Source organism: Pseudonocardia sulfidoxydans NBRC 16205 (assembly GCF_007989085.1).
In the GTDB taxonomy this organism is placed as follows: Bacteria; Actinomycetota; Actinomycetes; order Mycobacteriales; family Pseudonocardiaceae; genus Pseudonocardia; species Pseudonocardia sulfidoxydans.
Genome location: NZ_BJVJ01000001.1, coordinates 226,733 through 241,666, shown reverse-complemented (window position 1 = coordinate 241,666; position 14,934 = coordinate 226,733). Strand labels below are relative to the sequence as shown.

The following is a 14,934-nucleotide window of genomic DNA, read 5'->3' as shown; positions in this document are numbered from 1 at the left end:
AGCTGATCATCCGAGCGCGCCACAAGTCGCTCGCCGCACTGTGTGAGCACCCCGACGAGCCCGCTCGTCTAGGACTCCGGCCGCGCTCGGCGTGGCAGCAGCACTGCCAGCGCCGCACCCGCGAGGACCATCGCCGCGGTCACCCACAGCACGGTCTCGAACGCCGTGTCCATGCCGCGGCCGGCCGCCGTCGAGAAGAAGACGGTGCCCAGCACGGCGACGCCGATCGCGGAGCCGAGCTGCTGGTCGGCGTTGAGCACGCCCGATGCCGAGCCGACCATCGGCAGCGTCACCCCGGCCAGGACGATGTCGAAGAACGGCGCGATGAACAGTCCCATCCCGATGCCGCTGACGAGCAGCGCCGGGGCGAACTCCCAGCCGGTCGTCGGTGGCGCGACGTGCAGGGTCACGACGACGCCGGCGATCCCCGCGGCCATGACGACGGCACCGGCCTGCAGGACGGGGCGGCCGAACCTCCGGCCGAGCCACGCGCCGGACAGCGTCGCCCCGATCGCGACGCCGAGTGCCCACGGCGCGAGGACGAGCCCGGCGCGCAACGGGCTGAAGGCGAGGCCGAGCTGCAGGTAGAGGCCGAGCACGAGGAACAGGCCCGTCATCCCGCCGAAGAACACGAGCCCGACGATCATGCCGCCGGAGAAGGCGCGGGACCGGAACAGCGCCGGTTCGACGAGCGGTGAGCGGCCCGCGCGGGCCCGGCGGACCTGGTGCCACGCGAACACGCCGAGCACCGGCACCGACGTCGCCAGTAGCGCGTACGACCAGCCCGGCCACCCCAGTTCGCGGCCCTGTACCAGCGGGAAGACGAGCAGCAGCAGGCCGAGTGTGACGAGCGCGGTGCCGACGGGATCGGGACGGGCCGTGCGCTCCCCGCGCGACTCGGGCAGCACCTTCAGGGCGACGGCGAGACACGCGAGACCGATCGGCACGTTGACCAGGAAGACGGTGCGCCAGCCCGCGCCGCCCAGGTCCCACGCGATCAGGGCGCCGGCGAGGATCGGGCCGCCGACAGCGGCGAGGCCCATCGCCGGACCGAACGCGCCGAACGCGGCGCCGAGCTCCCGGGGCGGGAAGGCGGACTTGATGATGCCGAACCCCTGTGGGATGAGGATGGCGCCGGCCAGGCCCTGCAGGACGCGGCAGGCGATGAGGACGCCGGGTGTCGGGGCGAGCCCGCAGAGCGCGGAGAACGCGACGAACCCGGTGAGCCCGACGAGGAAGACGCGTCTGCGGCCGTAGAGGTCGCCGAGGCGCCCGCCGGTCACGAGGCCGACGGCGTAGGCGAGCGTGTAGCCGGCGGCGATCCACTGGATGGTCGTGGCGTCGCCGCCCAGTTCGTGCTGGATCGACGGCGCGGCGATCCCGACGACGGTTGCGTCGAGCAGGTCCATGATCTCGGCGACGAGGACGACGACGAGCGCGAACCAGCGCAGTGGGTAGGCCGGTGCTGCCGGCGGGGTCTCGGTGGCGAGTGACACGGGCATCTCGTTTCGAACGGCGTTCGTTGACGAACAGTGTTCTACTCTCGAACGGTGTACGTCGTCAAGAACGGTGTTCGTTCCGCGGCGCGGGCGGCTACGCTGCGCGACATGAGCACGGCCCCCGCGCTGCCCGAGCCCCCGTGGCGCACCCCCCGCAAGGACCCGGCCAACCGGCGCACCCTCAGCAGGGAGGCGATCGTCGCCGCCGCGCTGCGGGTGCTGAAGGCCGAGGGCATCGACGCGGTGAGCATGCGGCGCGTCGCCACCGAGCTGGGGACGGGCGCGGCGTCGCTCTACGCGCACGTCGCCAACAAGGACGAGCTGCTCGCGCTCGTGTTCGACGAGGTCGCGGGCGAGATCACGCTGCCCGAGCCCGACGGCGCCCGGTGGCGGGAACAGGTCACCGACCTGTGGACCGAGTCGCGCGCGGTCATGGCGCGCAACGGCGACATCGCCCGCGTCGCGATCGGCTCGGTACCGATGGGGCCCAACTCGTTGCGCCTGGCCGAGGTGACGACGGCGATCCTGCGCGCGGGTGGCGTGCCGTCTCGGCCGGCGGCGTGGGCGGTCGACGTGATCGGGATGTTCGTCTCCGCGTCGGCGATCGAGTCCGCCCAGCACGAGCGGGCCGGTGTCGACCAGGAGGCCTACCACCGCCAAGTGGCCGACTACTTCCGCAGCCTGCCCGCCGAGCTGTTCCCCGTACTGGCCTCGCTCAGCGCAGACCTGACCAGCGGCGACGCCGACGAGCGGTTCGCCTTCGGGCTACGGCTCCTGGTGGGCGGCCTCGCGGCGGAGGCGGACCGCGCGAACCCCCTGTGAGTGGCAATAGTCGCTATAGCGACTATTGCCACTCACAACCGGCGGGTCAGCCCGGGAAGTCCTCGCGCAGCAGGTCCATCAGCAGGCCGTCGTGCCAGGTGCCGTCTGCGCCGCGCTCGTAGCGGCGCATCACCCCGACCGGCCGGAACCCGACGCGCTCGTAGCTGCGGATCGCGCGCTCGTTGGTGGCGGCCGGGTCGATGACGATGCGGTGATGGTCGCGCCGGGTGAACAGGTACCGGACGAGGGTGCGCAGGGCGTCGGCACCGAGGCCCTGGCCGTGCGCGTCTGGATGCAGCGCGATGTCGACGCCCGCGTGCCGGTAGTCGGGATCGTCCTCCTCGTGGAAGATCACCAGCCCGATGACGTCGCCCGCCAGCTCCACGGCGTAGCCGTGCGGGCCGAGCAGCTCCCGGCGCACCCGCTCCAGGTCGTAGCCACCCCACCAGCGCTCGACCTCGGGGTGGCGCAGGATGTCGATGAACGCGCTGACGTGCTCGGACCCGGTGGGGCGCAGCACGACGACCTGCCCGGCGAGCGCGTCGGTGCCCTCGACGTCGGGAGCCGGGGCGCCGCGCAGCGGCGCGGCCGTACTGGGGGAGTGTCCTACCGTCATCTGGTCCTCCGGTCGGGAGCGGTCAGGGTGTGCCGGGCGGCCTCGCGCAGTGACGCGGCGCCCGTCGGCTGCTCGAAGACGACGTCGGCGTGGCGGCCGTCGATCTCGAGCGACGCGATGGTGTTGCCGAAGTAGGGTCCGCCCAGTTTGTCCCAGGTCACCGGCGGTGTCTCGGCTCCCGTGCGGGCGGCCCAGGCCCGGGTGAGGCGGGCCGCGGCCCGGTGCCAGGCCAGCCGGAACCCGATCCGCACGTAGGGCGGCACGTGGTTGTGGACCGGTGAGCAGGTGAGCTGGTGCACGGGCGCCTCGCCGGCCCCGACGACGTCGGCGCGTGCCGCGTAGCTGTGGTGCACGTCGCCGGACAGGACGCTGACCGACGCGGGCGCGGGCTGGTCGCCGCGGGCGTGGGACGCGGCGGCGACGAGGCGGGCCAGCCGTTCGAACGAGGCGTAGAACGCGGGCCAGTGCTCCAGGTCGGCGGCCTGGCGGATCTTCTCGCCGAGCGCCCCGCGCCACCCGGGGCGGGCGGTGGCGTCCTCGTTGACGGTCTCCAGGTCACCGATCGCGGGCGGCAGCAGCCAGGGCACCGACGTCACCAGCAGCAGGTGGTCGGTCGGGCCCGGTTCGAGGGCGCGGTCCTCGATCCAGGAGAACTCGCGGTCGCCGATCATGAGGTGCTCACCGCCGCCGAGGATGCGCCCGTTGCGCGAGTCCATGACGACGATCCTGGTGCGCCCCAACGCCCAGCGGAAGCTGAACCGGACGCCCTTCGAGCCGTCGACCTCGGTGTCGGCGCGGTCGGCCAGCTCGGCCAGCAACGGCCAGGTGTCCCCGCCGTGGGCGAGGACCGCGGCGTAGTCGGGGTCCTCGGCCAGTTCCTCGGGGGAGAGGTTGCCGAGGTGCTGGTACACCCAGTACGACGCGAGGCCCGAGCGGATCCGCTCGGCCCACCACGACTTCTCCGCCATTTCTGCGCGCCAGACGTCGGAGGTGTTCCAGTCGTCGCGGATGTCGTGGTCGTCGAAGATCATCCCCGTCGGGACCGTCGACATGATCCAGCGGATCTCGGGGTCGGTCCACGAGTCGCGGTAGAGCCCGACGTACTCCTCGTAATCGACGATCTCGTCGTCGGGCCAGTCGGGGTGCTGGTCACGTCGGTGGGCGATGCGGCGCACCGTCTGCGGGGTGAGCTCGTCGGCGTAGACCTGGTCGCCGATGAGCAGCAGCGCGTCGGGCCACTCCTCGGGCGGGCCGCCGGCCATGCGGGCGGCGTAGGCGTCGAGGGCGTCGATGCCGAAGGTCGCGGCAAGCTTCGGGTCGGCGAGCTTCACGTAGCGGCAGGAGCCGAACAGGATGCGGTGGCGGCCCGCCGACCCCGGGCCCCGCGTCGCGATGCTGCTCTGCGGGTAGGGCGAGCCGGGCAGCGGCCAGACGCGTTCGCCGTCGAGGTGGACCTCGTAGGGGGTGCGGGTGTCGGGCGTCAGCCCGGTGACGACGACCAGCGCGTAGTGGTGACCCGACACCTCGAACGTCGGCGCCCGGCTGCCGAGGACCTCGACGGTCGCGGGCGCGGACGTCTGCACCCAGACGGTGGCCGAGTCGTCGCCGACGTGACGCAGCACGGGACCGAGGACCAGGGACGTCACCGGGTCAACCTATCGGGCGTGGACCTCGCCGTCGTGCGCGTGCTCCAGCCCGAGCAGCGCGGCGCCGACGACGCCCGCGTCCGTGCCGAACGTCCCCGGCCGTACCTCGGCGACCGGCCGCGCCTCCCGGGCGTAGGCGTGTTCGAGGTAGGCAGCACGGGCGGGGTCGAGCAGCAGGTCGCCCGTGGTGACCAGGCCACCGCCGATGACGACGGCCTCGATCTCCAGCATGTTGGTCAACGACGCGATGCCGATGCCGAGCCAGCGGCCCAGGGTCGCGAACAGGCCGAGCGCGGTGGGGTCGCCCAGCTCGGTGGCGCGGGTGACGGCGTGGCCGGTGACGTGCCCGTCGTGCTCGTCGCGGGCGATCCGGGCGATCGCGCCGCCGGGGTCGGCGGCGGCGGCCTCGCGCGCCATCCGGTCCAGCGCCGTCCCGGAGGCGACGGCTTCCAGGCAGCCGCGGTTGCCGCAGCCGCACACCGGCCCGTCGGGGGCCACGATGATGTGCCCCAGCTCCCCGCCCCGCCCCGTCGGGCCGCGGTAGATGACGCCGCCCAGCACCAGCCCGCCGCCGACGCCGGTCCCGACGGTGAGGAACACCATCTCGCGCAGGCGGTCCCTGCCCAGCCGGGCCTCGGCGAGGGCGGCGACGTTGGCGTCGTTGTCGACGGTCGCGGGCAGCCCGGTGGCCTCCTCCAGCTCGTCGCGGACCCGCCAGTTCCGGTAGGTGTTGTTGGGCGCCCAGCGGATCAGGCCGGCCGGCCACTCGACGATCCCCGCCGCGCCCACGCCGATGGCGCCGACCTCGGGATGAGCGGTCAGCAGGTGCTGGGTGATGCCCAGCAGGAGCTTCGTCATCGTGGTGCCGTCGGAGGTCTCCGGCGTCCGCTCCGACACCTCGGCCAGGATCGTGCCGTCGTCACCGACGACCGCGCCGCGGATGTTGGTGCCGCCGATGTCGAGGCCGATCGCATGGTTGCCGGGCTGCGCGCTCACACCAGAACTATGGCCCATCGGCGGACGGGTTTGGCGTTTCCGGTGGCGGGGAACGTGCGGGCATGCCGGTCCTGCGACGTGTAGCCAGACCCATGCTCGCCGCCATGTTCATCAGTGGCGGCATCTCCGCTCTGCGCGCCCCCGAGGGTCACGCGCAAGCCGCGAAGCCCGTGCTCGACGCCGCGGCGCCCGCGCTCGACCCGGTGCTGGACAAGGCCGTCGAGGTGACGCCGATCGACTCCCGGCCCGACGCCGAGATGCTCGTGAAGGTCGACGCCGTGGTGAAGATCGCCGCGGGGTCCCTGCTCGCGCTGGGCAAGACGCCACGGCTGGCGTCGACGGCGCTGGCCGCGAGCCTCGTCCCGACGACGCTGGCCGGGCACCGCTTCTGGGAGATCGAGGACCCCGAGGAGCGCAAGGCGCAGCAGATCCATTTCCTGAAGAACGTCGGGCTGCTCGGCGGGCTGCTCATCGCCGCCGCCGACACCCACGGCAAGCCGTCCGTCGCCTACCGGGGCAGGCGGACCGCCCGGCTCGCCGCCGCGGCGGCGGGGGAACGCGTCGACGCCGTGACCGGGGCCGCGCACGACATCTCCGGCCGGGTCGCGGGCGCCGCCCACGACGCGGGCGGCGCGGTGTCCGGGATCGCGGCCGGGCTCGCCGGTCTCGCGCCGGGCGTCGCCGCGTCGGCGAAGTCGTCGGGGCTCGCCGACAAGGCGTCGGAGGCCGGTGCGGCGCTGGCCGACCGGGCCTCGGCGGTGGGCGCGGCCGTCGCCGAGCGGGCACCGGTCGTGGGCGCGGCCGTCGCCGACCGGGCCACGAAGGCGGGCGCGGTGATCGCGGAGAAGGCGCCGGAGGTCGGTGCGGCTCTCGCCGATCGCGCCACCAAACTTGCTGACAGGGCTCCCGACGTCGGCGCGCAGCTGGCCGACCGCGCGTCGAAGGTCTCGGCGACGGTGGCCGACCGGGCCCCCGACCTGCGCGACACCCTCATGGCCAGGGCCGCCGAGCTGAGCGACGACATCGCCGACCGGTCCGCCGACGCCAGTGAGCGGGCCGCCCGCCTGCAGCGCCGCGCCGACAAGCACGGGGAGCGGCTGCAGAAGCTCGTCGAGAAGCGGGGTGTGAAGTGGCAGGCGCTGCTCGCCGAGCACGGCGGGGACCTGCAGGCCGAGGCGGGCAGGCGCGGCAGGAAACTGCTGAAGGCTGCCGAGAAGCGGCGCGCCGCGTGGGAGAAGCAGGCCACGAAGGCGGCGGCCAAGGCGCGGAAGAAGGCACCGGGCTACGTCGACCAGCTGTCGACGCTGGCGTCCGAGGCCGCCGAGCAGGCCGCGAAGCTGCGCGGTGACCTCGCCGCGCGCGCGTCCGAGCTGGGGGCCGCGGCGGCCAAGGCTGCCGACGGCGCAGCGACCGACACCCGCACGCGGCTGTCGAAGGTCGGCTGACCGACGCTCCCGTGAGAGGGCCCGGACACCCGGGGTGTCCGGGCCTCTCCGTCGCCTCAGACCGAACGCTGGTACGCGCGGAACGCCCTGGTCGCGAGCGCCGACAGCGCGAGCGCGACGACCGCGAGCCCGAGCAGCCGCCATCCGATGCCGGCCGGGTCGGGATCGGCCGACAGCGCCGACCGGCTCGCCGTCACGGCCCAGTCGACCGGGTTCCAGGTCGCGACGGCCTGGATCCAGCCGGGCATCGCCTCGCGGGCGATGATCGCCGACGAGAGGAACGACAGCGGCAGCGTCAGCATCGTCGAGAAGCCGATGAGGGCCTCGCGTCGACGCACCAGCAGTGCGACGCCGTTGGACAGCGACCCGAACGCCGCCGCGAGCAGCACCGCGGCCACCAGCATGACCAGCACGCCGACGACGCCGCCCGCGAACCGTGCCCCCGACGCCACCGCGACGACCACGATGACCAGCGACTGGATGACCGTCGTGAAGCCGGTGTAGGCCACCGACGAGCCCATCATCGCGCCGCGGCTCGCAGGCGAGGACAGCATGCGGTCCATGACGCCGCGGTCCATGTCCTCGATGAACGCCATGCCCGACCAGCCGCTGGAGAACAGCACCGTCATGATCACGACGCCGGGCGCCAGGAACTCCAGGTAGGACCCGGCGCCGAAGCCGGGCAGCGCCACGACGGCGCGGAAGAGCTGACCGAACAGCAGCAGCCAGATCAGCGGCTGCACCAACGTCACGATCACGAACGCGGGCTGGCGCAGGAAGCCGCGGACGTGCCGGCCCGTGAGATGGACGGTGTGCGGGACGAGGGTGGTCATGCCGCGACCTCGGCGAGCGTGCGCCCCGTGAGGCGCAGGTAGACGTCGTCGAGCGACGGGCGGGCGACGCTGATCGCCGCGACGCTCACGCCACCCCGTTCCAGCGCCGCGAGCAGCCCGGGGACGGCCTGGGCGCCGTCGTCGACGCGGGCGCGCAGGGCCCGCCCCTCGGTGGTGACGTCACCGACCCCGGCCCGGTGCAGCACGGCGGCCGCGAGCGACGGGTCGTCGGAAGGGGCGAGGCCGACGACGACGGTGTCCCCGCGCAGGTCGCTCTTGAGCGCGTCGGGCGTCCCGGTCGCGACGACCCGCCCGTGGTCGACGATCGCCACCCGCTCGGCGAGCTGGTCGGCCTCCTCGAGGTAGTGCGTGGTGAGCAGGACGGTGGTGCCCTCGTCGCGGGCCAGGGCGGCGATCTCGGTCCACAGGTCGGCGCGGGCCTGCGGGTCCAGCCCGGTCGTCGGTTCGTCGAGGAAGAGCACCGGCGGACGGTGCACGAGGCCCATGGCGACGTCGAGTTTGCGCGCCATACCGCCGGACCAGGTGCGTACGACGCGGCCCGCGGCGTCGGCGACGCCGAAGCGGGCGAGCAGGGCGTCGGCCCGGGTGCGCGCCTCGGCGCCGGACAGACCCTGCAGCCGTCCGGCCAGCACCAGGTTCTCCCGGCCGGTGGCCTGCGGGTCGGTGGCGGCCCGCTGCGTGACGACGCCGATGTTGCGGCGCACCTGTGCGGGCTCGGCGGCGACGTCGTGTCCGGCGACGGTCGCGGTGCCGGAGTCGGGCCTGGTGAGCGTGGTGAGCACCTTGACGGTCGTCGACTTGCCCGCACCGTTGGGCCCGAGCAGGCCGAACACGGTGCCGGGTGCGACGTCGACGGTGAGCCCGTCGAGCGCGGTGACGTCGCCGTAGCGCTTGACGAGCGCCTCGGCCTGGATCGCGGTGTGCATACGGCAGCCCTTCGCCTGATCCGGGCGGCCCGTCCGCGGCTATCGTGAAGGTGCCCTGGGTCGCACCGCGTGCGGGCCGACCTGGGAACGGGGCCCCGGCCCGGGTGTAGCCGCACCCGGCCGGGGTTTTCTTCGGTCGGACATCTGTCCGTGCGCGAGTATCCGAGTTCGAGTACATGACGTCAAGTATGACGTCAGAGTGATGTCAGTTCGTGGGCCCGCGCTCCGCGGCGATCCGGGCGAGGACCTCGTCGTCCGGCGGCATCTCCCCGGTCTGGTGGACCGTGCGCCACAGCTCGTAGCCCTCGAGCGTGCCGGCATCGAGGTCGGCGAGCAGCGCCTCGACGAAGGTGAGCTCGGCGCGGGCCAGCGTGAGGCGGTACTCGAACTCGATCGACATCAGCCGGGGCAGGCCCTCGCTCTCGCCACGGCGCAGCGCTGACGCGCCCCCGTCGATCATCGAGGAGAGCCGGTGCACGCGCAGCCGCAGCAGGCCGGCGACGACGTCGGGTGGCAGGCCCGGCAGCATCGACAGCGCCGCCTCGAAGCTGGTGAACTCCTTGACGGGCACCGAGATCAGCTCGCTCAGCCAGTCCGCGAACTCCACCCGCCCCGGCTCGGTGACGGTGTAGACGGTGCGTTCGGGGCGCCGCCCGTCGCGCAGCGTCTCCGCCGGCTCGATCAGCCCACGCTTGGCCAGCGAGTCGACGACCGAGTACAGCGAGCCGTAGTTGAGCTTGATGCTCTCCTCCTTGGCCCGGCTGCGCAGCGTTGTCGCCATCTCGTAGGGGTGCATCGGGCGCTCGGTGAGCAGACTGAGTACGGCGAGGGCGAGCGCGTTGGACCTCGATCGGGCGGGCACGGCGGTCAGAGTATTCGATCCCGGGTATGTCTGGATGTGTTTGCCCGGCCGTATCGACCATGATGGACGTCGATGGACGATGATGTACGCCCATGAGCGGCGAGACCTGGACGAGCGACGAGTGTGCCCAGGCCTGGGGGGTCAAAACCACGACGTGGCTGGGCTACGTGTCACGTGGGCAGGCGCCGGGCCCGCTCGACATCGGTGGCCGGCGCAAGCTGTGGGACGCCGAGGAGGTCCGCGCCTGGCCGCGCCCGGGTGCGGGGCGTAGCCGCAGCGGGGCGGGGCCGGAGGCGGAGGCGCTGCTCGCGGAGATGGCGGAGGTGGCCGACCGCATCGACGAGCTGCGCACCCGCCAGCAGGAGCTCCTGTGCCGGGGCAAGCAGGTGGGCCTGGAGATCCGGGCGATGGCCCGCGCTTCGCGGATCTCCCCGCAGACCGCCTACGGCCGCCTCGACGGCTGCTGATGCGACGACCCTGTGAGTGGCGATAGTCGCTGTAGCGACTATCGCCACTCACGACCCGGGCAGTGCTCACGATCCGGACAGGCGGGACCGCACCCACGCCGTCAGCATCTCGACGTGGCGCGTGAAGGTCTCGTCGGCCGTCGACGGCGCCGGGACCGCCGCCATGACCGCGCGGTTGTGTCGCAGGTCGAGATCGGGGTGGGAGTCGAGCAGCGCCAGGGGTCGAAACATCGTCGGTGTTCGGCTAGAACGGAGCCCGTGAGCCTCGCCTACGTCGTCGGGACCTTCGACACGAAGTCGGCCGAGCTGTCCTATGTGGCCGGCCTGCTCCGGACCGCCGGAGCAGACGTCCGGACCGTCGACGTGTCCACCTCGGAGGCTGCGCGGTCGACCGCCGACGTCGGGCCCGCCGACGTCGCCGCGCACCATCCCGACGGCGCCGACGCCGTGTTCACCGGTGACCGGGGGAGCGCGGTCGGCGCGATGGCCGTTGCGCTGCAGGCATTCCTGGCCTCGCGCGACGACGTCGGCGGCGTCCTCGGGCTCGGCGGCTCGGGCGGGACGGCGCTGATCACCCCGGCGATGCGGGCAGTGCCCGTCGGCATCCCGAAGGTGATGGTCTCGACCGTCGCGTCCGGCGACGTCGCCCCCTACGTCGGCGCCGCCGACATCGCGATGCTGCACTCGGTCACCGACGTCGCCGGGCTCAACCGCATCTCGCGGCAGGTCCTCGGCAACGCCGCGCACATGCTCGCGGGCGCCCTGGCCAACGCGGTGCCCGCGGCGGCGGACCGCCCCGCCGTCGGCATCACGATGTTCGGGGTGACGACGCCGCTGGTGACGCAGGTGCTGGAACGACTCGACGACGTCGACCCGCTCGTCTTCCACGCCACCGGTACCGGCGGGAAGGCGATGGAGAAGCTCGTCGACGACGGCCTGATCGGCGCCGTCCTCGACGTCACCACCACCGAGGTCGCGGACCTGCTCGTCGGCGGCGTCATGGCGGCAGGCGAGGACCGGCTCGACGCGATCGCCCGCACCGGGGTGCCCTACGTCGGCTCCTGCGGGGCCCTCGACATGGTCAACTTCGGCGCGCCCGACACCGTCCCCGCCGCCTTCGCCGGGCGGACGTTCTACGAGCACAACGCGCAGGTCACGCTGATGCGGACCGCGGCCGACGAGAACCGTTCCTGTGGGGAGTTCCTGGCGCGCAAGCTGAACGCGTTGACCGGGCCTGCGGTGTTCCTGATCCCCGAGGGCGGGGTCTCCGCGCTCGACGCACCGGGTCAGGCGTTCCACGATCCGGAGGCCGACGCGGCCCTGTTCGAGGCCGTGGAGTCCGCAGTGGCGCGCCCGGGGGTCGTACGCCGGGTGCCCCACCACATCAACGACCCCGCGTTCGCCGACGCAATCGTCGCCGCCTGGAAGGAGCTGCGGCCGTGAAGCGGCACAGGAGGGTCGACCTCGTCGAACGATTCCAGGACATGGCCCGGCGCGGCGAACCCATCGTCGGCGGGGGAGCGGGCACCGGGCTCTCGGCCAAGTGCGAGGAGGCCGGCGGGATCGACCTCATCGTCATCTACAACTCCGGCCGCTACCGGATGGCCGGCCGCGGCTCGCTCGCCGGGCTGCTCGCGTACGGCAACGCCAACGACATCGTCGTCGAGATGGCCGCCGAGGTGCTGCCCGTCGTCAAGGAGACACCCGTGCTCGCGGGCGTCAACGGCACCGACCCGTTCATGATCACCGACCGGTTCCTGCGCGAGCTCGACGACCTCGGCTTCGCCGGCATCCAGAACTTCCCGACGGTCGGGCTCATCGACGGCACCTTCCGCGCCAACCTCGAGGAGACCGGGATGGGCTACGGCCTGGAGGTCGACCTCGTCGCCGCCGCCCGCGCCGCCGACATGCTCACCACCCCCTACGTCTTCTCCGCCGACGACGCGCGCGCCATGACCCGGGCCGGTGCCGACATCGTCGTGTGCCACATGGGGTTGACCACCGGCGGTGCCATCGGCGCCGAGACCGCGAAGACCCTCGACGACTGCGTCGCGCTCGTCGACGAGTGGTCCGCCGCCGCCCTCGACGAACGCGACGACGTCCTCGTCCTCGTCCACGGCGGGCCCGTCTCCATGCCCGACGACGCCGCCTACGTGCTGTCGCGCACCGCGCACTGCCACGGCTTCTACGGGGCGTCGTCGATGGAGCGGCTGCCCACCGAGAAGGCCCTCACCGAACAGACCCGTGCGTTCAAGACCGTCCTCGAGGAGAACTGACATGCCGCGTCCGTACGCCAGTGGAGTCGTCACCGCGTCCGCCGACGACGTCTGGGCCCGCATCCGCGACTTCAACGGGATCGCCGACTGGCATCCCGGCATCCAGAGCAGCGAGCTCACCACCGGCGACTCCGGCGCCGAGGTCGGGGCCGTCCGCAAACTCGGCCTCGGCGGCGACGCGGTCGTGTCGGAGCGGCTCGTCGCGCTCGACGACGACGCCCGCACCTACACCTACACGTTCACCGACTCGGGCCCGTTCCCCGTGCGCCGCTACGTCTCCACCATCCGCGTCGCCCCCGTCACCGACACCGGGCACGCCTTCGTCGAGTGGTGGGCGGAGTTCGACGCCGACGCCGGCGACGAGGCCGAGCTGACCAAGACCTACGCCCGCGGCGTGTACGGCGGTGGAATCTCGGCCCTGCAGCAGCACTTCGGCGGCTGACTTCTGCCAGGGTGTCCGCATGGGTGTCTCGCATGGGTGACGAGGACGACGACCTCGACCAGTACGCGCAGCTCGAACCGGAGGACACGCTCGAGGACCGCGGTGTCGTCGACGTGCTCGACGAGGGCTACTCGCCCCCGGAGCGGCCGTGGGCGGCGGGTGACTACGGCGAGACGGCACGCGAGGCCGCCGAGCACGAGGACCTCGACCACCGCCTCGCCCGGGAGCTGCCCGACCCCGCCTTCTCCGACGCCGACGAGGGCGACGGCCTCGGCGACGCCTCCGACACCGACGGCGAGCTGCTCGCCACCGACGAGGTGGGCGGCCGTCGCGCCGGTCGGCTCGTGCAACGCGACGAGGACCCCCTCGTGACCGACGACGAGAACTGGGCCGTCGACGCCGGCATCGACGGTGCCGGCGCGTCGGCGGAGGAGGCGGCCGTGCACGTCATCGACGACGACCGCTGATGGCCTCCCGGGACGACGTCCGCCGGTTCGTCCGCGCCCCGAAACGCCTCGCCGCCACCTACCTGGAGACTCGATGACCGCCGCCCTCGTCCTCGTCCACGGCGCCTGGCACGGCGCGTGGGCGTGGGACTCGTTGCGCACCGAGCTGCCCGACGTCGAGACGATCGCCGTCGACCTGCCCTCCTCGGGCCCCGACCCGGCGTCCCTGGGGACTCTCGACGACGACGTCGCCGTGGTCCGCGCGGCCGTCGCCGCGGCGGGCCGGCCCGTCGTGGTGGTCGGGCACTCCTACGGTGGCGTCCCGATCACCGAAGGCCTGGACGGGGCCGACGGCGTCGCCCGCCTCGTGTACCTCACCGCGATGATGATGGACGTCGGGCACACGGTCGCCGGGAGCGTGCGCGGGCAGTGGCCGTCGTGGTGGGACGTCCACGAGGACCGGGGATATCTCGACGCCCGCCACCCGGAGCAGTTCCTCTTCGGCGACGTCGCCCCCGCCGTCTGCGAGGCCGCGGTCGCCCGGCTGCAGCACCAGTCGCTCGCGGCCTATACCGTCCCGCTCACCGCGGCGGCCTGGAAGAACGTCCCCAGCACCTACATCGTGTGCGAGAACGACGCCGCTCTCGCCCCGCGGGCCCAGGAACGGCTGGCGGAGCGCGCCGACCGGGTGGTGCGGATGGCGTCGGCGCACTCGCCGTTCCTGTCCCACCCGGAGGACCTCGCAGCGCTGCTGCGCGAGGAGCTGGCGTCGGTCGCGGGGTGACCGGGTCGACGCGCGACCCGTCAGCGGACGGGCTCGAGAGAGTGGACCAGCGCGGGGGAGCGTTCGATCTGCTTCTTCAGCAGGCCCGCCGCGTACTGGAGCAGCGGCAGTCGGGTGGCGGCGAACTCCTCGGGTGAGCGCGTGCCCGACGCCGCGGCGCAGCTGACCCCGGCGAGCGGCAGCCCGGCGATCAGGATCGGCACGCCGATGACGGTGATCCCCATGTCGAGCTCGTCGACGACCAGCGCGTAGCCCTTCCGGCGCACGTCGGCGAGCCGTTCGCGCAGCTCGTCCTTCGTCGTGACGGTGTAGGGCGTGCGCTGCTCGACGGCGAGCCCGGCGAGGTACTCGTCGAGCTGGTCCTGGGGCAGGAACGCGAGCATCGCCCGGCCACTGGCGGAGACGTAGGCGGAGACGTGCGTGCCCGGGGTGACGGCGAAGCGCAGCAACCGCTCCGTCTGCACGTGGGCGAGATGGATGATGTCGTCGCCGGACAGGGTCGTGAGCGAGACGCTGTCGCCCGTCTCGTCGCGCACCGACTGCAGGTACGGCTGCGCGACCTCTGCCAGGTTCATCGAGTCGGGGTAGCTCGCGCCGATCTCCATGACCTTCGGGGTGAGGACGAACTTCCGGTCGATCTGGCGGAGGTACCCGAGCTGCACCAGCGTGAGCAGGAACCGTCTGGCGACGGCGGGGCTCAGTTCGGTCGACGCCGCGACCTGGCTCAACGTCAGCTCCGGGGTGCCGGGCCCGAAGGCGCGGAGCACGGCGATCCCCCGCGCGAGCGCGCTGACGAACTGCTCCTTGTCGGGTGGCACGGCAGGACTCGGGGTTGACACTCGCGCCTCCTCGT

At 73.0% G+C, this 14,934-nt stretch carries 16 protein-coding genes and 1 pseudogene; 8 read left to right on the top strand and 9 right to left on the bottom strand.

Annotated features, from left to right (window positions below):
• Positions 1-68: 68 nt before the first annotated feature.
• Positions 69-1,502: an MFS transporter gene (locus tag PSU4_RS01080; protein WP_147101758.1), complete on the bottom strand. Its 1,434-nt coding sequence runs from the start codon at positions 1,500-1,502 to the stop codon at positions 69-71.
• A gap of 105 nt (positions 1,503-1,607) precedes the next feature.
• Between PSU4_RS01080 and PSU4_RS01075 the strand changes: the two genes are divergently transcribed.
• A complete protein-coding gene (locus PSU4_RS01075) occupies positions 1,608-2,321 on the top strand; it encodes a TetR/AcrR family transcriptional regulator (RefSeq protein ID WP_147101756.1) in 714 nt (237 codons plus the stop codon).
• A 46-nt stretch (positions 2,322-2,367) separates the two neighbouring features.
• Here the strand turns inward: PSU4_RS01075 and PSU4_RS01070 are convergent, their stop codons facing one another.
• Genes PSU4_RS01070 through PSU4_RS01060 form a run of 3 tightly spaced genes read right to left on the bottom strand, consistent with a single transcriptional unit; the run spans position 2,368 to position 5,579 of the window.
• Complete coding sequence (locus tag PSU4_RS01070; protein WP_147101754.1) at positions 2,368-2,937, bottom strand: GNAT family N-acetyltransferase; 570 nt, start codon at positions 2,935-2,937, stop codon at positions 2,368-2,370.
• On the bottom strand, positions 2,934-4,583 hold the full coding sequence (locus PSU4_RS01065) for an alkaline phosphatase D family protein (protein WP_147101752.1): 1,650 nt from the start codon (positions 4,581-4,583) through the stop codon (positions 2,934-2,936). Before PSU4_RS01065 ends, PSU4_RS01070 begins: the two co-directional genes overlap by 4 nt.
• A 9-nt stretch (positions 4,584-4,592) precedes the next feature.
• On the bottom strand, positions 4,593-5,579 hold the full coding sequence (locus PSU4_RS01060) for an ROK family protein (protein ID WP_246114878.1): 987 nt from the start codon (positions 5,577-5,579) through the stop codon (positions 4,593-4,595).
• A gap of 92 nt (positions 5,580-5,671) precedes the next feature.
• Between PSU4_RS01060 and PSU4_RS32940 the strand changes: the two are divergent.
• Positions 5,672-6,113: pseudogene (locus tag PSU4_RS32940) on the top strand (DoxX family protein); the annotation flags it as partial.
• Positions 6,114-7,080: 967 nt separating this feature from the next.
• Here the strand turns inward: PSU4_RS32940 and PSU4_RS01050 are convergent.
• The 3 genes from PSU4_RS01050 to PSU4_RS01040 all read right to left on the bottom strand — a co-directional run bounded on the left by PSU4_RS01050 (position 7,081) and on the right by PSU4_RS01040 (position 9,666).
• Positions 7,081-7,857, bottom strand: a complete 777-nt coding sequence (locus PSU4_RS01050; RefSeq protein ID WP_147101745.1) for an ABC transporter permease — start codon at positions 7,855-7,857, stop codon at positions 7,081-7,083.
• Positions 7,854-8,804: an ATP-binding cassette domain-containing protein gene (locus PSU4_RS01045; protein ID WP_147101743.1), complete on the bottom strand. Its 951-nt coding sequence runs from the start codon at positions 8,802-8,804 to the stop codon at positions 7,854-7,856. Before PSU4_RS01045 ends, PSU4_RS01050 begins: the two co-directional genes overlap by 4 nt.
• A gap of 205 nt (positions 8,805-9,009) precedes the next feature.
• A complete protein-coding gene (locus tag PSU4_RS01040; RefSeq protein WP_222596124.1) occupies positions 9,010-9,666 on the bottom strand; it encodes a PadR family transcriptional regulator in 657 nt (218 codons plus the stop codon).
• Positions 9,667-9,758: 92 nt separating this feature from the next.
• On the opposite strand from PSU4_RS01040, the gene PSU4_RS01035 reads away from it, so the two are divergent.
• The gene (locus tag PSU4_RS01035; RefSeq protein ID WP_147101741.1) at positions 9,759-10,133 is read left to right on the top strand and encodes a helix-turn-helix transcriptional regulator; all 375 of its coding nucleotides are present in this window, start codon (positions 9,759-9,761) and stop codon (positions 10,131-10,133) included.
• 66 nt (positions 10,134-10,199) lie between these two features.
• On the opposite strand, the gene PSU4_RS31085 is transcribed toward PSU4_RS01035, so the two are convergent.
• Positions 10,200-10,364 carry a hypothetical protein gene (locus tag PSU4_RS31085; protein WP_186816680.1) on the bottom strand — a complete coding sequence of 55 codons (165 nt, stop codon included), beginning with the start codon at positions 10,362-10,364 and terminating at the stop codon, positions 10,200-10,202.
• 27 nt (positions 10,365-10,391) lie between these two features.
• Between PSU4_RS31085 and PSU4_RS01030 the strand changes: the two genes are divergently transcribed.
• The 5 genes from PSU4_RS01030 to PSU4_RS01010 all read left to right on the top strand — a co-directional run bounded on the left by PSU4_RS01030 (position 10,392) and on the right by PSU4_RS01010 (position 14,081).
• Positions 10,392-11,576: a Tm-1-like ATP-binding domain-containing protein gene (locus PSU4_RS01030; RefSeq protein ID WP_147101739.1), complete on the top strand. Its 1,185-nt coding sequence runs from the start codon at positions 10,392-10,394 to the stop codon at positions 11,574-11,576.
• A complete protein-coding gene (locus tag PSU4_RS01025; RefSeq protein WP_147101737.1) occupies positions 11,573-12,409 on the top strand; it encodes a phosphoenolpyruvate hydrolase family protein in 837 nt (278 codons plus the stop codon). Before PSU4_RS01030 ends, PSU4_RS01025 begins: the two co-directional genes overlap by 4 nt.
• A 1-nt stretch (position 12,410) precedes the next feature.
• The gene (locus PSU4_RS01020; RefSeq protein WP_147101735.1) at positions 12,411-12,851 is read left to right on the top strand and encodes an SRPBCC family protein; all 441 of its coding nucleotides are present in this window, start codon (positions 12,411-12,413) and stop codon (positions 12,849-12,851) included.
• A gap of 32 nt (positions 12,852-12,883) precedes the next feature.
• Positions 12,884-13,318 (top strand): DUF5709 domain-containing protein, encoded by a 435-nt coding sequence (locus tag PSU4_RS01015; protein WP_147101732.1) that lies wholly within the window; start codon positions 12,884-12,886, stop codon positions 13,316-13,318.
• 73 nt (positions 13,319-13,391) lie between these two features.
• The gene (locus tag PSU4_RS01010) at positions 13,392-14,081 is read left to right on the top strand and encodes an alpha/beta hydrolase (RefSeq protein ID WP_147101730.1); all 690 of its coding nucleotides are present in this window, start codon (positions 13,392-13,394) and stop codon (positions 14,079-14,081) included.
• A gap of 20 nt (positions 14,082-14,101) precedes the next feature.
• On the opposite strand, the gene PSU4_RS01005 is transcribed toward PSU4_RS01010, so the two are convergent.
• The gene (locus tag PSU4_RS01005; protein WP_186816679.1) at positions 14,102-14,920 is read right to left on the bottom strand and encodes an IclR family transcriptional regulator domain-containing protein; all 819 of its coding nucleotides are present in this window, start codon (positions 14,918-14,920) and stop codon (positions 14,102-14,104) included.
• Positions 14,921-14,934 lie beyond the last annotated feature (14 nt).